The sequence below is a fragment of the Anabaena sp. FACHB-83 genome (genome assembly GCF_014697485.1).
Taxonomy (GTDB): Bacteria; Cyanobacteriota; Cyanobacteriia; order Cyanobacteriales; family Nostocaceae; genus Nostoc_B.
On sequence record NZ_JACJRY010000077.1, the window covers coordinates 1 to 18,885 of the forward strand.

At 38.4% G+C, this 18,885-nt stretch carries 13 protein-coding genes and 1 pseudogene; 6 read left to right on the top strand and 8 right to left on the bottom strand.

Annotation, left to right across the window (positions count from 1 at the left end; translation table 11 throughout):
* Positions 1-142: 142 nt before the first annotated feature.
* The 3 genes and pseudogenes from H6G79_RS34520 to H6G79_RS34530 all read right to left on the bottom strand — a co-directional run.
* Positions 143-772, bottom strand: a pseudogene (locus H6G79_RS34520) (response regulator); the annotation flags it as partial.
* On the bottom strand, positions 738-1,235 hold the full coding sequence (locus H6G79_RS34525; RefSeq protein ID WP_190594204.1) for a response regulator: 498 nt from the start codon (positions 1,233-1,235) through the stop codon (positions 738-740). The pseudogene H6G79_RS34520 and the gene H6G79_RS34525, both read right to left, overlap by 35 nt.
* Positions 1,236-1,718: 483 nt before the next feature.
* Positions 1,719-4,178: a PAS domain-containing protein gene (locus tag H6G79_RS34530; protein ID WP_190594203.1), complete on the bottom strand. Its 2,460-nt coding sequence runs from the start codon at positions 4,176-4,178 to the stop codon at positions 1,719-1,721.
* 192 nt (positions 4,179-4,370) lie between these two features.
* Here H6G79_RS34530 and H6G79_RS34535 point away from each other — a divergent pair, with 192 nt between their 5' ends.
* Together H6G79_RS34535 and xisF (H6G79_RS34540) are read left to right on the top strand one after the other, a co-directional pair.
* Positions 4,371-4,868, top strand: a complete 498-nt coding sequence (locus H6G79_RS34535) for a molybdenum cofactor biosynthesis protein MoaE (RefSeq protein ID WP_190594202.1) — start codon at positions 4,371-4,373, stop codon at positions 4,866-4,868.
* A complete protein-coding gene (xisF, locus tag H6G79_RS34540) occupies positions 4,843-6,243 on the top strand; it encodes a fdxN element excision recombinase XisF (protein WP_190594201.1) in 1,401 nt (466 codons plus the stop codon). Before H6G79_RS34535 ends, xisF (H6G79_RS34540) begins: the two co-directional genes overlap by 26 nt.
* A gap of 684 nt (positions 6,244-6,927) precedes the next feature.
* Here xisF (H6G79_RS34540) and H6G79_RS34545 read toward each other — a convergent pair.
* The gene (locus tag H6G79_RS34545; RefSeq protein WP_190594200.1) at positions 6,928-9,426 is read right to left on the bottom strand and encodes a DUF3987 domain-containing protein; all 2,499 of its coding nucleotides are present in this window, start codon (positions 9,424-9,426) and stop codon (positions 6,928-6,930) included.
* A gap of 919 nt (positions 9,427-10,345) precedes the next feature.
* On the opposite strand from H6G79_RS34545, the gene H6G79_RS34555 reads away from it, so the two are divergent.
* The 3 genes from H6G79_RS34555 to H6G79_RS34565 all read left to right on the top strand — a co-directional run bounded on the left by H6G79_RS34555 (position 10,346) and on the right by H6G79_RS34565 (position 13,730).
* Complete coding sequence (locus H6G79_RS34555) at positions 10,346-11,449, top strand: hypothetical protein (protein WP_190594199.1); 1,104 nt, start codon at positions 10,346-10,348, stop codon at positions 11,447-11,449.
* A 294-nt stretch (positions 11,450-11,743) separates the two neighbouring features.
* Positions 11,744-13,360: a fdxN element excision recombinase XisF gene (gene xisF, locus H6G79_RS34560; protein WP_242048736.1), complete on the top strand. Its 1,617-nt coding sequence runs from the start codon at positions 11,744-11,746 to the stop codon at positions 13,358-13,360.
* 1 nt (position 13,361) lies between these two features.
* Positions 13,362-13,730, top strand: a complete 369-nt coding sequence (locus H6G79_RS34565) for a hypothetical protein (protein ID WP_190594198.1) — start codon at positions 13,362-13,364, stop codon at positions 13,728-13,730.
* Between the two features lie 141 nt (positions 13,731-13,871).
* Here H6G79_RS34565 and H6G79_RS34570 read toward each other — a convergent pair whose 3' ends face one another.
* From H6G79_RS34570 to nifE, 4 genes are all read right to left on the bottom strand, one after another.
* On the bottom strand, positions 13,872-14,126 hold the full coding sequence (locus H6G79_RS34570) for a hypothetical protein (protein ID WP_190594197.1): 255 nt from the start codon (positions 14,124-14,126) through the stop codon (positions 13,872-13,874).
* Between the two features lie 87 nt (positions 14,127-14,213).
* Positions 14,214-14,543 carry a hypothetical protein gene (locus H6G79_RS34575; protein ID WP_199334104.1) on the bottom strand — a complete coding sequence of 110 codons (330 nt, stop codon included), beginning with the start codon at positions 14,541-14,543 and terminating at the stop codon, positions 14,214-14,216.
* A gap of 403 nt (positions 14,544-14,946) precedes the next feature.
* Positions 14,947-15,348, bottom strand: coding sequence for a nitrogen fixation protein NifX (nifX, locus tag H6G79_RS34580; RefSeq protein ID WP_190594196.1), 402 nt, complete (start codon positions 15,346-15,348; stop codon positions 14,947-14,949).
* Between the two features lie 74 nt (positions 15,349-15,422).
* Positions 15,423-16,790 carry a nitrogenase iron-molybdenum cofactor biosynthesis protein NifE gene (gene nifE, locus H6G79_RS34585; protein ID WP_190594195.1) on the bottom strand — a complete coding sequence of 456 codons (1,368 nt, stop codon included), beginning with the start codon at positions 16,788-16,790 and terminating at the stop codon, positions 15,423-15,425.
* Between the two features lie 950 nt (positions 16,791-17,740).
* On the opposite strand from nifE, the gene H6G79_RS34590 reads away from it, so the two are divergent.
* Positions 17,741-18,268, top strand: a complete 528-nt coding sequence (locus tag H6G79_RS34590; protein WP_190594194.1) for a TOBE domain-containing protein — start codon at positions 17,741-17,743, stop codon at positions 18,266-18,268.
* Positions 18,269-18,885: the final 617 nt, after the last annotated feature.

An 18,885-nucleotide genomic window follows, 5' to 3' on the forward strand; every position in this document is an offset into this window, starting at 1 on the left:
ATCTTTTTTACGCAATTTTGCTCCAACTACAACAGAAATGGTTGATAAACTAATCTCAGTTGCACTCGACTTAATAAATCCTCAACATTTAAGAAACTGGTTTGCTAGTTGCTGCTACTGTACCTCATAACAGCCGTAGGTGCTGTAATTCTCCTTGCCAAGAACCATGTTTCATTAATAACCGCAGTGCTTCTTGTAACCGAGATAAGTCTTTTTCTTGCCACAAATCTGCTGTTTTTTTACCAATGACTTCCTCTTTTTGCCAACCATATAAAGTTTCGGCAGCTTTGTTCCAAAACAAGATGTTATCATCTAAATCGCGGACAAAAATTGCATCGGTGGCGACATCAAGTAAGGCGGCTTGTTCGCGGATTTTTTGTTCTGTTTGTTTGCGTTCAATGGCGTAGCGAATGGAACGTTCTAATAAAGGTGCAGTTAATTGACTTTTTTCTAAATAATCGGCTGCACCGGCTTTCATGGCTTCGATATCAATTTCTCGATCGCCTTGACCTGTGAGTAAAATAATTGGTGCAGTACAACCATTAGCGACGGCTGCGCGTAAAAGTTCGAGTCCGTTGTGAATGCCTAAACGATAATCTACTAGATATATATCATGTTGATTTTGGGCGATCGCCTGTTGTGCATCTGCATAATTATCTATCCATGATAATTCACAGCTTGCGACTTGAAATTCCCCGAACCAATCACGAGTCAAAATATAATCATCTTCGTCATCATCAATGAGTAGAACTCTGATTGGGTTTTTCTTCATTTTCTCCTCCCACTACTGCTAGTGGTAATTCCACAATTTCAAACCAGTATTTACCAAAGGTTTCCATTAGTTCTACTAAGGCAGAAAATGTCATTGGTTTGACTATGTAAGAATTAGCACCCAAACTGTAGGTGTGATGAATATTTTCTTCTGCCTTTGAGGTGGTCAGGACGATAACCGGAATTGTTCTGAGTTCAGGGTCGGTTTTAATTTCTTTTAGCACCTCCAAGCCGTTTTTTTTGGGCATATTCAAGTCCAGCAAAATCAAGCCAGGACGTGGTGCAAGTTTGTTGTCAGTATATTGACCACGGCGATGGAGATAATCCATCAATTCTTCTCCATTACTGACTGTATGTAAATCGATGGGCAATTGACTCACTGTGATTGCCTCACGGACTAACATACTGTCATCTTCGTCATCATCAGCCATTAAGATAGTCACGGTTGGTTGCCGACCCTTCACTATGAATTTTCTCCTGAGATATATACTTATTAGTATGGATTAAAGCTGGAGAAAAAACCCAAATATTCTGATATCTTTGACAGCTTGTCAAACTTACACCTTGATTCGCGGTTAAATTGCTAAACTTCTGATTTCCAGTAGATATTCGCCTCCTGGATTTATGCTTGAGCTTATAATAGCTATTCTAGATTCTGGCTTTCAAGTCATCATTTCTACGGTTTTGCGGGAAAATTGCTGGTAGTTTCTAGATGTATAGCAGTAGTCAGAGATGTTAGGACAATTTCAAAGTTTGAATGCCAGAAATAGTAAGACTTTTCCTCCTGACTTGAAAGAGGGTGTAAGGGTGTAAGGGTATGGGGGTGTAGGGGAAGGATATCTTTCATCTATGACTGTGAAATTTTTTCATCGGGACTGCCTTCTGCTATATTTGTCCAATTAACCCTATTTTTCAGAACTGGAATAATACCTCTGGCAGAAGAAAAACTATGTAGGAGAATTTATTGGCAAATTGACAATTAATTTTGTACCTTTTCCTGGGGTGCTTTGAGCAGTAATTGTGCCGAAATGGCGTTCGGCGATTTTGCGACAAATAGTTAAGCCAATGCCTGTACCTTCATATTCTCGCCGACCATGTAACCTTTGAAAAATTTGAAAGATGCGATCGCTATACTTTTGTTCAAATCCAATACCATTATCTTCGATGATAATTTGACAAAATTCCAGTCCCACGGCTAATTGTGCTGATTGATTATTTAAATGTTGACTATATATTTTGACAATAGGTGTCATTTGTGGGGGATGAAATTTCAAAGCGTTACCAATGAGATTTTGCATTAATTGGCGCATTTGCAGAGGATCAGCTTTGATTGTTGGTAAATCTTCCACTTCCACAGTTGCGCCTGTTTGTTGAATTAAAACTTCTAAATCCGACAATACCTCTTGGGTGATTTCAGCTAAACTTACAGATACAAAAGGTTGCGCTCTGGTTGTTACCCGTGAGAGCGTTAACAAACCTTCAATTAAAGTCTGCATTCGCAAAACAGCATTCTGCATTCTTTCTAAATAATCAGATGCAGCTTCAGGTAAAGAGTCACCACAAGTAATCAGTAAGCGTTCGCTAAAAGTTTTAATTTTGCGTAGCGGTTCTTGTAAATCATGGGAAGCAATAAAGGCAAATTCTTGCAGTGCTTCATTAGAACGGCTGAGTTCTTGTCGTTGACGAGTTTCGGTTTCCAGAATTTTGCTTTGGGTTAAAGCGATACCAATTTGATCTGCCAGTTGTTGCAAAAGTTCAATTTCCCAGTTATTCCACTGTCGGGGATATACACACTGATTGGCAATTAATAAGCCCCAGATTTGATTTTGGAGAAAGATTGGTACCGAAAGAACAGCTTTGACACCCAACTCTTGCATAATTTTCAGGTGTGGCGGTGAGATGTTTGCTGCTTCTTGTTCGTCGTCTAAATTACTAATGGTGTTAATTATTCCCTGGCTGTATTTTAAAACATACATTTCTCCGAGAGTCGGCTCATTCAATTCCAGACTTGAGGCCATTGGCAAACCAGGAACCACGGCTTCTTTTAAAATTAAGATTGAGCCGTTGGAACGTAGTCGTAAAATCAAAACTCTATCTGCACGCAGTAATTTTTGTACCTCAGTGACACTGGTTTGCAAAATTTCGTCAATCTGTAAAGACTGGCGAATTTTGACAGTGATGTCAGCAAATAACTGCGATCGTAAATTTTGCCATTGTAATTGTGCCTGTACTCGCTTACGTTCAGTAATGTCCATCATCGCACCAATCATCCGCACTGGTTGACCTGCTTGGTCATGGACAATATAAGCTCGGTCTAAAATGTAAGCATAGGAACCATCATAACGACGAAAGCGGTATTCATGTGACCAAAATTGTTGCCCGCTATTAATAGCAGCCCACATATCAGTATCAATTATTGGTTGATCTTCTGGATGTATGCGTTCATACCACCAATTTAAATCAGCACTCAACTCTGCTAAGGGATAGCCAAACAGGGTTTGTACAGCTTGATTCCACCACACCTGATTCGTCAGCAAATCCCAATCCCAAATCACATCATTAGTTGCACGGGTAATAATTTGAAATCGCTCTTCACTCTGGCGCAATTCTGCTTCTGCTTGTTTACGCTTGGTAATATCTATCACGATCCCAGACATTCGCACAGGTTCCCCAGCCGCGTTGCGAAAAACTACACCTTTGCTCACTAACCAGCGAATGCTACCATCAGCTAAAACAATCCGAAATTCTACATCATACTCCGCATCTGTTTGCACTGCTTCGATTACCGAGATGTTGACAAAATCCCGGTCTTGGGGATGAACATAGTGTAAAAAAGTTTCATACCGACCATCAAAACTACCAGGTTCCAAGCCAAACAGTGCTTCTTTGTTATCTGACCAACTAACTTGATTAGTAATTATATTCCAGTCCCAAGTTCCCATCCGAGCAGCTTCTAGGGCAATTTTCATTTGGGTTTCTCGTAATTGCGCCTGTTGATTTTGCTGACGTAATTGCTTGATGGCGCGAGATGCTGCTAAAAGACGGCGGATTCTATGGGATAATACCACCCATTGAATTGGTTTAGTAATGTAGTCGGTTGCACCCGCAGCAAAAGCTCGCTCTACCGATGCTGGCTCATAAGCCGCAGTAATCATTAATATTGGTGTATCCTGAATATCTGGTAATTTTTGTAATTTTTCGCAGCAAGTAAACCCATCCATAACGGGCATAATAGCATCTATAATTACCATATCTGGATGTAAATTAGTGTAGGTAGTAATTGCTTGGCAACCATTACTAGCTTCTACGACTCGATATCCAGCATATTCCATCAGTTGACGCAGATGAATTCTGGTCACATCGTCGTCATCGACAATCAAAATCAGCGCCGAATCTTGATTAGTCATGGTGATTGGTAGTTCTTCATCAATATCAAAATTTAAAATCAGAAATTTAAAATGCTATGGCTTATACAAATTATTATCAACTCTGTGATGGGACTCATATTTGATTTCTGAACAAAATCAATACAATCTCTGTTCCCTGTTCCCTTTTCCCTACCTTCACTCCTTAAATTCAGAAATCAAACCAAATTTTATATGACCACTACATTTACCGCACCAATTAAACCAAGACTCGAAGATAGTTTTGCAATTACCTTTGCTCCCTTATCCCTTGAGGAAGTCTACGCCAAAGCGGACGATGCAGCTAACGGTGCTGTGGTGGTGATGAGTGGTATGGTACGCAACAACACTGATGGACAACCTGTCGTCGCCCTAGAATATCAAGCTTATGAACCGATGGCGATGCGGGTGTTTTATCAAATTGCGGCTGATATTCGCACATTTTGGCCTGATGTTAAACGAGTTGTGATTCATCACCGCATTGGTAGGTTACAAGTAGGCGAAATCAGCGTTTTAGTCGCTGTCGGCTGTCCCCATCGCGGTGAGGCGTTTGAAGCCTGTCGCTATGCTATTGATACTTTGAAACATAACGCGCCAATTTGGAAAAAGGAGTGGTATAGCGAGCTAGATGGTAAACTATCTAGCAGTTGGGTGAGTATTGGTGCTTGTGAACAGTCAGGACAAAATTGCTAAAATTCCCGAAGTGGTTGCCTATGCCCGTGTTTCGTCTAGAGAACAGGCAGAAAATTCCGCTGCATTAGATCAGCAGATAGCTCGTCTTAAGGCGGCAGGGGCAGAAATAGTATTAACTGATACTGAATCTGGACGTGAGGGCAAAGAAGACCAACGTTCTAATTTTCAGAAACTCATGCAGTGGGTTCGAGGCGGATTAGTGAAGCAAGTTATTATCACTCGTCTTGATAGGTTATCTCGTTCGCTGCCTACACTGCGTAAAGTTTTGAGTGAGTTTCAGGAATCAGAATGTTTGCTATTAGCGTTGGATGACAATCTCGATCTGTCCACCGCCACTGGAAAGTTCCATGTTAATATGCTGGGTGCCCTTGCCGAAATGGAAAGCGATCGCCTTTCGGAACGTATTAGACGAGGTAAAGAGCATTTCCGAAAAGAGAAACGTGCCTCACATGCGCCATTTGGGTACATAGTGAGGAACTATCGATTCTATCCAAATCGTGAACCATTTCTCTGTTTGCTAGCTGATAAAAAAGAGTATTCTAAAGCAGATATGGCAAGGGATTTGATTGAACACTATATTACGAAAAAATCCCTAAATGAGGGATGCCGATACTTTCAAAATCGTTATGGTTACTCAGAGTTTTGGCAAACTGCGTTCAAAAGATGGCTTACCAGCCCTGTTCTGCAAGGTGATTTGGTATACTACCCTAAGTCTAAAAATCCAGAGATACATCCCAATACCCATGAAGCCTTACTGAGCCGAGAAGAAGCGCAAACGATTAAAGATATTATAGATTTTAACCGTAAGATAGGGGGTTTTGGACATCGTCGAGGAGTATATTCCCTTACTGGATTAGTGAGATGTGAGTGTGGTGGTGGCTGTGTAGTAGCCACTGGTTCAAAAGGAGTAATTAAATATTTTGTCTGTGCGCGAACCCGCTTAGGGCGGTGTGAACGTAAGCATAGCGTTAAAATAGACAAACTAGAAAATGCCGTAATTGAAGCTTTAATAAGTAGAGCGGATGAAATTGCTCTGTTTGCAAATGTAGGTTTTGTAGAAGAGTCACCAGAATTGCAGGATTTAAGAATACAGCTAGCAGAATTAGAAGCATTGACTAATACTAGACGGAATGTGAACCCTGCCATTTCTGAAGCTATGCGTAAATTAAGAAATCAAATTGAGCATTTACAACAACAAACCCAAAATCAAGACCAAATCAATCTCAATAACCGAGAATTACTTAGGCTAGTAGCTTCACGTCATGATTTTTGGGCTGAACAGGACACAGTTCAGAAACAAAAGTTTTTTCGGGCATTGGTTGATCATGTTCTAGTGTCAAATGGCAAAATTCTTCAGGTTGTACTAAAGGTGTAAGTCCCTTTCTACGAGCATAATCCAGCATAGCTTTTCTCAAATCTTCACGAATAGTCATCACACCTCAACTCCTGTGGTTAGTCACACTTTACTGATTTCCAAAACAGTGTTCATAAAAAGTTTTCCTACTAGTGAGGTACGACTTCTAATGACAACTTCTAATGACACGCGATGGTTAAATTGCTTACAGATAAAACAATTAAGACAATTGCAACCAATATCTTGAAGGGAATTAACTACTTGGATTCGCAAAATTCATTTCTCGGCAAGGTTCGTAGTAATCATTAAACTTTTAAATAGGTAAAAAGCAGACTTTGCAGACTATGACCTTAAATTTGATCACGATAACGAACCCAACAACCACTTACATAAAAATTGAAAAATTGATAACTTGGTAACAAAATCTCGTGTGTTCTTTGGCAGAGAACATTCTAGAGTGGTAACAAATTTGGTAACTATTAGGTAACAAACTTTGCCTATACTCGCTGTACCCTTGGATATCATTTAGGTTGAGCCTAGATAAATCGAAGGTAACAGAATACCCCTTATTGCCAAATATCATTGATGAGCATTGTTCCCATCATCAGATGTGTTTCTATTAAGGCATTTAAGCCTTTTATTCCTGTTCGTTACCAGTTTGTTACCACTTTTATTACCAGCTTCAAAGTCTATTGCAAAAAGTAGTTAAGGTACATTGTTACCAGTATTACCAGAATCATCTTTGATGCGGATTTTGTAAGCTCTACCAGACTGTTGATTATCAATTGCATGACCCAAATCAACAAGCAGTTTCATGAATGCTCTAGCCATATCAGCTGTTGGTTTCTTACGACTCGATGACCAGTGAGTAACATCCCTTGCCCTAATCCAGCCCTTTTCTCTAAACTGTTCTACAAATCTGGTAATTCTTGATGAATCTGGATGAATTGTTATGCCAGAATCAGCATAAATCAGACGAGCTTGACCAATCAACCAGTTTGTAAATGCGATCGCTGCCTCTAATGTTTCGTTTGGCACGATAGTTTCGGGTATGCGATTATCAACAGCAGCATTCACACAATGGACGATAAGAGCAATTCGAGCTGCCCTTTCTTTTGCTTTTGGATAAATAGCTCTCAATGCAGAATTTGGTTCAGAAACTTTCTGCTTTTCACACCAACAATGCCATTCTTTCCAAACTTGTTGCCCATTTTGATTTAGTTGGTAAGTCTTAGGCGACAAGTTTTCTAAGTTCTTGTAAAGATTTTGAAGCACTAATGAGAGATTATGGCTTGTTTCATTACCTGGTGGCGGCATTTCTGTTAATGGTAACTGAATCCACATATATCTAGGCCAAAACCCGTCATCTTCCTCCAAGTTACCCATCTGCCTTCGCAAAACACAGGGTTGAATTGTTCCTACTACACTTACAGATGTACGAGATATCAACATTCTAGGGCTAGATTTGCGGTTAATCTTGATGGGTTTACCATCATAAGCAGATAGCCATTTTTGGCGATCATTACCTTTGCCTTGAAAACGATATTGATTGAATCCAGCAAATAATCCTGCTAATTCATCGACTGCAACAATAACTCCTCGATTTGGTTGCTTGCTCAGGCAATCAGCGATCGCCTCTAAAGTTGCATCTTGAAGGTAATACTCTCGCGGAAATGGTTCAGTAGGCATATCCTCTCTCTCATCTTTGGAGAGTTTTTGCCATAGGGCTAATTCCTGTTTATATCGTGCTAAATCATGTTGATAAGCCTCTTCCGCATCTGCCTGCAACTCTTCCAGAGGATTCAGTATGCTATTGAGAATCGGTGATTTTGTAGTCCCGGTCTCTCCAACCAAAGCCATCCACAAAATTGCAAGTGGGCAGAAGTTTGTAGTATGGTCAATTTCGATATAAGTATTAATCCTTAATAAAGAAGCTGCAACAGGTAACAAAACCCCCATAAAAGTTTCAAGCGGAACATTGAATTGTTTAGCTAGGCACGTTAATGGATCAGTCAGGCGCGAAGAAAGTAATGATTGAACAGGTGCAGGTTTCTTCATTATTTCAAGAAGGCTTTGAACCTCTTGAGCTAATTCCTCTGTATCTTCTGATTTTTCAGAGCATAGTAATAAAGACTGTTGATCATCCTTGCTTGTGCTTCTACGAGTACCAAATGGAGATTGCCAACCGTTCTGTTTAGCAAATAGTCCTAATGTGCCTAGCCCAATACCCTTACCGGATTTGAATGATTCCCAATGCGTTGCACAGGCATCTACTTCATAGTTCGTAGCAGCTTGACTCCAGTTGTCCCACTCAGGTAATAATTCTGAGCTAACAGAGTGTAAAGCCATTCCAACCTTAATCCAAGTATCGTAGTCTTCTGTTGCGAGAATGGCATTGAGGTAAGACAAAGCCCAATCCTTGTCAGTCCATGTTTGTAAGCTATTAAAGGTTTTACATTTTACCTGAGTGAGTTGATGCGGATGTTGATTCTCCAGCATTTGCTCGATTATCCATAGAGGAACTTCTGCGATGTCACATTCCGCAGGAGACTGACTTGGATACCATTTATAAGCTCCTGTAACAGGGTGATATCCAACAACAACAGACTGACAACCATCCCAACGGAGTTCCAGTTGTTCAGGCTTGCCATCTTCTCCTTTGGTGTCTGTTTTGATTTTTTTGGTGGCGATCGCTCCCCAGTACTTTTCTGGTACTCGATAAATAGCCTGATAGCGTCCTTCTCTACCTGATGTTAAGGTAACTGTTTGAGGTAATGCCGCTTCAACAGACTGTTGTGAAAGTTTCTGAATTAGGTCGTCACAACTTGCTCCATCATGATCAACAAACACTAACCCGTTTGATGGAGTTCCACAAAGAACGCCAACTGCACACCACCGAGAAACAGGCGTATTAATGATTTTGCCATCCTGTTTCTTCATTTTTAGACATTGGAATTCTCCAGTTTCGACTGCTGCTTCAAAATCATGTAGTTCCAAAGGAGTATTTTGCCAGTTATTTCCCAATGGAGCTTTATTGTTCCCCACAGGAACCAGTGCCCAATCTTTAGGTATTAATTCCAAGTCCTGAAGAAGTTGCCGAGGCGTTATTGTGTTAATGCTGTTAGAATCGTGAGCAGAAAATTTATTTTTACTTTGGCGATCGCTGTTAGTTGCAGTAATCGCTTCTTTATGGATTTCATTCATTGCAAGTCCTATTTTGGTAATGAGTCTGAAAAGAATTAATCCAAGAGTATTGAGACTACCTTTGAATTGAGATTTCTAAACTTGCCAAATAGCGTGCAATTTCCTGCGTGTGTGCGTCTGGGTTGTGCTTATTTGCCAGCCAATTAAGGCAAAGCTCTAAATTGTAGCGAATTGTTCGGGAATTCTCTCTAACGTAATGAATTCCTTCGAGCCAATCACCACGCTGCCGGATCGCTTTTAAAGTGTGAACACTGTACCCAAGCCTTTGTGCAAGAACATGCTTATTACAAAAAGAAAAAGACATAAAGACTCCTTTAACTTTACAGACATAGTGATTTTTACCGAGTAGAGAAAATTCTCTAAAATCTCCCATATCTCTCAGCTACATGATTTTTAAATAGAAGAACAAAGTTCTTGAAACTCTAGAATTTATAGGAAATGCTCAAGTAACTTAGCTTCAAAATGTCTTATTTTGAATTTTGCCAAGCTACCTATGTGCAAATTCACCATTGATTCCACTTATCAAAATAAGCTCAAAAATCTCCAATCTATATATCAATATGAAGTTGTAAAAATATATTAAGCAAAAATGTCAATTATAATTTTTGTACTACAGGTAATGTATTAACTAAGGTTAAAGGAGTTCAGACTATAGCACCCCCTAAGAAACTCTCAAATTTTTCAATGTCTATGTCCATCTACTTAATATTGCTTAAAACTTTTAAGTAAAAGTTAATATCCAAATAATTACATACAGCTATAGCTAACCAGATAACGTCAAAAAACACAGATGAAAGCTTTAACCAAAAATGATGAAGGTAGAAATGGTTAGCGAATTGCTACCAAACACCTCACTGTAAAAAACCAGTCAAATTGTGGATGAATTACACTAAGTAAGTGAAATTATGGGTTACGAACCATGCTCAAGCATTATTACCCATTACCTTGGCCAGACAAAAATCTTGATGACAGTGAATTACAGTCTTTAGCCGAGAGATTTATTCGTCCCGACAAAGCCTTACAAGAACTCCCACTCATCCTGATTCCAGAATATCTGCTGCCCCTGTCTTTTGATATGAAGCAGCAACATCCATTCATCCAAAAGTCAACACAGGAATGGCTTGATTACGCAAAAAAAGACGATGATCGTTTAAGAATTGAACGTCGATGGATTCCACATATCCCTGTATATATTCCTAATACAAACAAAGGCAAACAATTTTTCAAGATTGCGAAAGCAATTGGTGATATTCCTCTAAATGCTCCTGTCATGCCCAAGAATCAAAACCAAGGCTATTGGCTCAAAACGTTACATTATTTTTGGCAAGCAGCAGGAGTCGCCTTTGCTCATCAACTATTGGGAATAATACAAGACCCACTTGAAGAAGGAGGTATTCTTAATCATCGACTACCACAAAGCATCATCCAATCTCTGAAACTAACGAGAACTATAGACATTGCGTTGTTCAAGATTTTAGTTAGAAGCCAGCGAATTATTAAAATATGGGCGAAACAAAATAAAATTACCTACCCGTTCAATCAGCCCTTAGAACTTTTTCTTGAAATACTCAAACAGGATTTTCTGATTAGATGGCAATTAGGCCCATGTAACCAAGATTGGCAATGGATGACAAAACAAACACAAAGGGACAATATTTTAACCAGAATTTATTTACTTAAAGAAGGAATTTGGAAAGAATCGCCCCTCGTTAATGCTTGCTACTGTAAGAGGAAAGAAGAATACCTTGATTATTTAAAACAAGCAAGCACTTGGAACAATAACTGGGTATTAGCAATGCAAACACAAATCCACAAAAATGCTAAATACAACAATCATCTAGAACCTTATTTAGAAGCATATCTTACCGCTGTGCAAGAAGGTAAAGAACTTTTTGTAGATGAATTTGATTGGCGAAGTGGAAAACCTTATAAAAAGCAAGTGAATGGTCAACAGGTTACAAATAGCCCACTACTTGTTCAAGGAGACGTTGATCCATTGGGATATATTCGGTGGTATTCTTGATATTTCTTTACAACTTCAAATTTGTTGGATTTTTAGTTAAATAAGTTGTTATTCCTTGTCAAGTAAATTTTGTATAAGGATAACAAACCTATGTCTTATTCACTTTGTGCTAAACAACTATCTGTTCAAGCACTGATTCGTTACTTCGGTCTTCAGGCGTTTAATTTTTCAAGCATTTACCCATTAATCAATAGCTTTTATAGCCTCCAGCTTAGGAAATTATTTCGGCTATTTTCTCAAAAATATCCTCAATTTTTGTGCATACTCAATTCAAATGGATTATGCACAAAAAAGATGGTAGAATTAGCTAATCAACCACTTAATTCTACTACTTTGAATATTGAGGAAGAGATGGAAAGATTGGACATTGGTTATGCCCGTGTCTCTTCCCGTGAACAAGCCGAAAACACAAATGCTTTAGAACAACAAATTGCTAGATTGAAGGATGCTGGAGCAAAGCATATTCTTTGTGATGTTGAAAAAGGCAAGAAGGACGAACGTCTTCAGTATCAAGAGTTAATCCGGTTTGTGGAAGCGGGAAAAGTTCGGAAAGTCATTATTACTCGAATAGATCGCATTACACGCTCTTTACCTACCCTGAGAAAAATTGTTGACATATTTCAGAAATATGATGTTAGCTTGGTGATTCTTGACCAAAAATTAGATTTGAGTACACCACAAGGTAAACTCATGCTTAATATGTTAGGTCTACTAGCTGAATGGGAAGTAGATTTACTTTCAGAGCGAATAAAGCGCGGTAAAGAACACCAAAGAAAACAAGTTTGGGCTAATGGTTCTTGTCCGTTTGGTTTGATTGTGATTGAACGCAAATATTTTTTGGATGTAACTCCTTTTCTCTGTTTATTGACGGACAGACCCGAAAACTATCGAGATTTTTACTCCAATTCCATAGATGAAAATGCAATCTACGATTTACCTCATCGAACAGTAGCTGAAATTGCCAGAGACTGTATCGAAATTTTTTTACAAGTAAAAGGTATGACTCCTGCACTCAAGAAAATTTTTGCAAAATATGGGATTTGCAAGACTAAAGCGAAGTCTAATGGCACAGACAAAGTTTTTCACTGGAGTAAACCAGGTTTTTCGCTGTGGCTTCAAAATCCTGTTCTGGATGGACATACTAGCTATAGCAAGTACGAGCAATCTATTGATGGCAAAAGAAGACGCAAGCCCCGTGACCAGTGGCAGATTATACGCAACACTCATCCTGACCAACGGCTTTTAAGAGATGGGGAAGCTGAAGAAATTCAGCATATCATTCAAGCCAACATTCAAATGTGCGGCGGAGCGTTTGGAACCACGCACCGTCAAGAAGGATATCGCCCCTATGCTTATCAAATTGGGTTAGTTTATTGCGGGGAATGTGGTTCTCGGTGTACTCATAAGGGAGTGTATACTTCCTCTTATCAGTATCGATACTATGCTTGCCGACACGCTGGTGTTGGTTGCAAGAACTCTAAAAACGTTCTACAACCTGACATTGAGGAAGCACTGATTACAACATTATTGGAAAAATCTCAAAATCTGACTCAGGAGCAGGGCAATACGGCCCAGGTGCTTCCTTTTAAAACTGAGCGGTTGCAACAACTGGAGGGACAGCTTGCCTTTCTAGAGCAGTTTCCGGGATTTAACCCTGGTGCGGAAGAACTCAAGGCAGATTTAAAACGCCAAATTGAAGAGGAAACCAATTTCTTTCAATCACAACGCCTTGAGGACAGGACTGTTGAGGAAATTATTCGAGTAGGGAACAACTTGGGTGTTTGGAGAACGCTGTCGAATAATGAGAAGGTTCAGATATACCGCCGCATCGTACACAGGATTTTTCTTCGTGATGGTCAAGTTGAATCCATTGTGTTTAAAAACTCTCCTGCTGTAAAACTGGAGAATTAACATGAATGCGATTGAACTTCTGCGGCTGAAACAGTTGAGGTTTCAAGTTGCTTCACAACTGGTTTTGAAGGAGTGGCCACCTAAAGGTTTCAGTAAACCTAAGTGTCCTAAATGCCACTCTCCAGGATTTAGCACATCTTATCAGAGTCCGGACAACTGCATTTGCTATTGTATTCGATGTAACTATTACTTCAAGAAAATTATTGCCACTCACAGCTGTGAGTGTGCTGTTCCTGGTAGTGACAAAGTATGTCATGGTTGTCCAAATTTTGAGCAATTTATGGAACTTGTTGACCAACGACTTTTGGAACTGGAACAACTAAGTGTTGCAGAGCTACATGATTTGTTGGCTCTTAAACCTTTACCATAAAATCACTTATAGACTTTATTGGAGTGCAGTAATACTTTGGAGTTTATCTTTACTGCGATCGCACACAAGGCACACAAAATATTTAGCTAAAAAATTGACCCCTCTAGGGGTCAATTTTTTAGTTACACGAGGTAACTGTACTTATTGCACTGCAATAGGTCTATTTAAAATACTCATAACTTCACCAGGATTAGGACTAGGTAGTAAAGGACTCCAATCCCCAACACTTGCATAGTCAATAACCTGCAAGTAGTGAATTGTGCTAGTAACGGCTTTAGAAGAACCAATTAACAGATGTTTAAGTGGTTCTTTACCTTGTAAAGTCTGAACCTCGCTTGGACTATTGGTTGCTGCATTCGATTCTTCGACGTTAGATAAAAAGCTTTGGGTAATCATAATTTACCTATGTGAGGTGGGAATAGCTATGACACACTATAAAACCTATGTTGTCACCATGACAACTTAATAATGCACTGATGACAACTAATCATTAAAGTTTGTGTTATGTTTGCGCCGTCGTTTTCTGTCCCATATTTCTCTGAGATGGGCAGGTTCATTTTCAAATTGAGTCCACAAAGCATGAATTTCTGCTAGTCGGCGTTTGTCAGATTCTGAGGGTTCCCTACGATGCTCACCTTGGGAAAACCAATGAGCTACCGTGCTTTTAGAACGACCACATAATTCGGCAAGTTCTTCATAGTTGACAGCCCAGTGTTTTAGGAACTCTTCAGGCTCCATTTTGATAGCAACCTCAGCTTTGTAAACTTCAAACAGTTCCCAGTGTCTTCTAGTGGGTGTTTTGGCTGCAATCATAAGGACGATTTGAATAATGCACAGATGACAACTTATATAGCTATCATACCGAAAATTAGCGATCGCCAACTCATTCTTATTAAAAGAGGTTATGTGTCGAAATTGGGGAAAAAACTGCTCTAACTGTTAGTGGCTGTGTATTTCCTTGACAAATCCAGGCTCCCCAGTAAAAAGGATGCTGCAATGGTATGTCTTCTTCTTGACAATCAATCTGGCTGTTTGCTGATACTTCCTTAGCTCTTAAAACATCCTCTAATTGCTGACTCTAATAATTATCTGTCTCGTCCTTCTTTACTTCCGCAATATTAGACCTGAATCCTTACGATAAAACTAAACTTGTCATTATTAAAATCTCCTGCTAACTATAAATGGTAGCAGGAGAGAATATCAACAATAGATTAAACTACTCTTCATTACAGGAATATGCTAATTCATGATTTTCTTGTAATAAGGCTTTACGCAACATAGGTGGTGCATCACCATTCAGACTTTTAACCAATACATGCAAAATATCAGGCACTGTATCATATTCTTGCGCTCTGACAATAGTCATACCCTGCTTAATTAACTTGTTACCTGCTGGCTTACCAATAGCCTTCACATACAAGATTTTGCAGTCAGCAATTGCTTCCATTTTGGGTGTGATTTTATCTTCATGGGCAGCTTCTTCTAAGTCACCTTCAAAGACTAAAGTTTCAACAAATTCAAATCCATCTTTGGTTACTTCATACACATCAATTTCTCTTGCAACACCAAAATGAGTGTTAATGTGAGTACCATCGCTAGTGGTAAAAGCTACTTTCATTGATTTGCTCCGTCAAAAATTAATTGTTGTTTGTAAGTTCATCAATCTTCGTCTTCCCACCCTCCCACCTTTTGCTAATCCCAAGGAGCAGACTGTCTAATTTGCTCCCACACAGGACTATACAAAGCTTCATAAAATTCTTTTGCCATCGTTAGCATTCCTATATAGCCTGCATAGGCATGATGGCGTTCATGGTTAATATCTAAAAAAGGTATTCGTGCTTTCAGTGCTGTATATTGATTACTGGCTCCAGCAACTAAAATATCGGCTTTTGTATCTTCTATTACTTGTAGTAAAGCCTTGGGGCCACCTTTGGCTAAAACCATCCCATTTTGACCAAGTAATTGCTTAATTTTAACTTTTTCATCTTGGGTATTCTTTCTATCACTAGCAGCAACAACTTCCATTCCCAAGTCTTTTGCTGCTAGGATAATTGACCAACTCTTTACGCCACCACTATAAAGAACAATACGCTTACCTTGCAGTTGAGAACGATAAAAACTTAAGACAATATTTAACGCTTCTGTTTCCTCCGCAATTAACCATTCGGTTCGTTCTTGTAGGTATTGATCACCTAATGCTGCGGCAATATTTCGCAAGCAACTATTAATATTTTCTATACCATAAAAAGATTCTTCAATGTAAGGAATACCATAACGTTCTTGCATTTTTTGTGCCATTTGTAGTGATACATTCGAGCAAATTACTACATTTAATTTGGCACGATGAGCATAGCAAATTTCTTGATAATGAGCATCACCTGTAATTTTGCTCAAAACCCGAATACCTAATTTCTTGAGAAGCGGTAAAATATTCCAAATTTCACCAGCAACATTATAGTCACCAATAATATTAATATCGAATGGTGTAGTAAATTCCGGTTCCGCAGTACCTACTACATATTTAAATAAAGCTTCCCCACCAATGCGATTTCCTAAATTCTTACTTCCCAGAAATCCAGGTGCATCTATATAAATAACTGGAATACCAACTTGATGTGCAGCCTGCTTACAAATAGTTTCTATATCATCACCAATCAAAGCAGTCACGCAAGTAGCATAGACAAAAATAGCAGCAGGATTGTAGTTTTGAGCAATTTCTTTAATTGCTTTATCTAGTTTTTTTTCACCACCAAAAATAATATTATTCTCACCTATATCAGTAGAAAAGCCCATTTGATATAGTTGAGAATTAGAAGATAAACTACCACGACTACCCCAAGGATTACGAGTACAACTAACAGGCCCATGTACTAAATGAGCCACATCAGTAATTGGCCCAAGCGCAACCATCGCCCCCTCAAAAGGACAATTACCTTGGGCTGCGCCTGGTTTGGGTGGTTTTTTACAAGGTTTAACTTTCTTGCTCTGCAATTTTTTGAGGTTATATTCGCAGGCGATTTCGTTGAGTAATTGATTGATTTGTTCTTGAGTCTGTTTCATAGCTTTTTTCTTGTCCGATGATATGAGTGAAGAGGTAGTAACGCTGAGGTACAACAAGAAAAATTTAATTTATAAACAGTAAAACTTAACCAATAAGACATATTACAGTCTGCTAACCCACTAACTTTTATGGTGCTTGAGTCTGCTGCTTTGGAAGAGGAAAGATAGGGGAATAGAGAGTAAAAGGAGCAAGCACAATAACGCTACAAAAAGAAAGGAGTCGGATGATTTACCTCATATCCCCTATCAGCAAAACACTATTACAGGCTAATTTACTTTGGCCTAGTTGTAATTACTTTGATGTTGAGTGAATTTATTTGGGTTTAATACAGCACAGAACAAATAAACTCACTATTTAAAACAGCCTTGTAACTTCTTGATTGCAGCACGAATAAGGTAAGAAGTTTACTAAGACTGCGAGAACTAACTAAGTAGCACCTCTAGGAAAAATAGCCAAGTCTTGCAGTTCTACAGTCAAGACTTGTTGCTGTTTTTTATCCTTTAATGCAAGCATAGCATACATTTTGCTAATTTACTTGCTATTTGGATTTTTCTGCAAAAAATTGGAGATTTTGTAAAAATGCTTACCAAAATTCTTGCTTTGGCAAGTTAAGTTAACATCATGCTAAAATAATTGCCAGAAAAATATGCTGCGATCGCAAATACTCATTTCTACAATGCGAGTTCTCTATCCTATCAAGTCTTATGCACAGAGATTGTATGTTGAGACTGCGTTTCAGGGTTTAGGGGTGTCAAGATTTTTGCTATCTTGCAAACCCTTGATTTTTTGTATTACTGCGTAAGTTCTCAAATTACAAAGTTAATCATGATGTTAGTTGAATGTTATGTAATGTTTTCTAGTCATCTGATGTACAAATTTATCTGCGGTTAATTTAACTTTTCTTATTTTTAAGCAATATTAAAAATCAAAAAACCCTCGGAAACAATATATGCCAAGAAAAGACCAAGGTTGGATCACATTTCAAGCTTCTCAGGAAGAACTAGAACTGTTAGAGGAATTATGTAGAAAATCCCAACGTACCAAAACAGAAATTTTGCGAGAATTAGTTAGAGGGCTGAACAATTATTACCCAAACTTAAAGCAATCAAAATCAATCAGAAAGCAATCCAGAAAATATACTTGTAACTCCTTTGGGAAAAATCTAGAGTTCGGTTCTAGTAATATTGTTAAAGGAGTAATTACAAAATTAGTTCGGACAGAATTAAATACTGAAGTAAGTTTAAAAGTATCTAATACATTACAGTTAATATCAGTAATTACTAATGCGTCCGCAGATGAATTAGGTTTAGATGAAGGAGCAGAAGCTTATGCGGTGATTAACTCTAATAATATTGTCATTACTAAAACAGAATCCATTAATGGGGGTAAATTGGAAGTGAATACAATGCTTGTGCGAGAAAACAGTAAGCAAGCAGCAGCATTAGAAACAAGTCAGCCACAAATAATTAATCGATAGATTTAGTTAGCCGTTAGATGAATCTTTGAAAATTTGTCAGTCGGATTATTTCTCATGTTACTTTAGTGGAGACATGAGAAAATTTGTTTGTTTAATCGAAAGAAAATATTTATATATTTATTTTTGTCAACTGTTACTCTAGTTACTATTGCGCGGAATCAGAAATACTAATATTTAATTAGTTGAAGCATAAAGAATTATTTCTTGATTTTCCCTCTAAATTATTTTGAATATCGATACTAAGGATTGTGAGAATCTAAATATTTTGCATTAGAAACAATCTGTAATTAACATTGAATATCTAGTTTTTAATTATTTTTGTTGTAATGTGGCTACAAATTTAGCCATGATTCAGGCAATCTTTCTCATCTTTTGTTGATTGCTAGTTGAAGTTTATCTCCATTTTGAATTTTAGTTACTGACATCTTGCACTGATATAAGTCAGTGAAGAACAGCGATTTTGTTATCAGATTTGGTGCGATCGCACCTATTTTACCAATTTGCAAATCAGCAAAGGAGAATAAAGGAATGCCACTAAAACTATTAAAGTGCGACGAATCAATTCCTGAAAGAGAAAAACACGTATACATCAAAGAAAAAGGCGAAGACACAACCCA

Excerpts from the sequence above, each read along its gene's own strand:
- xisF (WP_242048736.1), top strand. The coding sequence starts at position 11,744 with ATGGTAGAATTAGCTAATCAACCACTTAATTCTACTACTTTGAATATT.
- H6G79_RS34590 (WP_190594194.1), top strand. The coding sequence starts at position 17,741 with ATGCCAAGAAAAGACCAAGGTTGGATCACATTTCAAGCTTCTCAGGAA.
- H6G79_RS34570 (WP_190594197.1), bottom strand. The coding sequence starts at position 14,126 with ATGATTACCCAAAGCTTTTTATCTAACGTCGAAGAATCGAATGCAGCA.
- H6G79_RS34575 (WP_199334104.1), bottom strand. The coding sequence starts at position 14,543 with ATGATTGCAGCCAAAACACCCACTAGAAGACACTGGGAACTGTTTGAA.
- H6G79_RS34545 (WP_190594200.1), bottom strand. The coding sequence starts at position 9,426 with ATGAATGAAATCCATAAAGAAGCGATTACTGCAACTAACAGCGATCGC.
- nifX (WP_190594196.1), bottom strand. The coding sequence starts at position 15,348 with ATGAAAGTAGCTTTTACCACTAGCGATGGTACTCACATTAACACTCAT.
- H6G79_RS34530 (WP_190594203.1), bottom strand. The coding sequence starts at position 4,178 with ATGACTAATCAAGATTCGGCGCTGATTTTGATTGTCGATGACGACGAT.
- H6G79_RS34555 (WP_190594199.1), top strand. The coding sequence starts at position 10,346 with ATGCTCAAGCATTATTACCCATTACCTTGGCCAGACAAAAATCTTGAT.
- H6G79_RS34535 (WP_190594202.1), top strand. The coding sequence starts at position 4,371 with ATGACCACTACATTTACCGCACCAATTAAACCAAGACTCGAAGATAGT.
- nifE (WP_190594195.1), bottom strand. The coding sequence starts at position 16,790 with ATGAAACAGACTCAAGAACAAATCAATCAATTACTCAACGAAATCGCC.
- H6G79_RS34565 (WP_190594198.1), top strand. The coding sequence starts at position 13,362 with ATGAATGCGATTGAACTTCTGCGGCTGAAACAGTTGAGGTTTCAAGTT.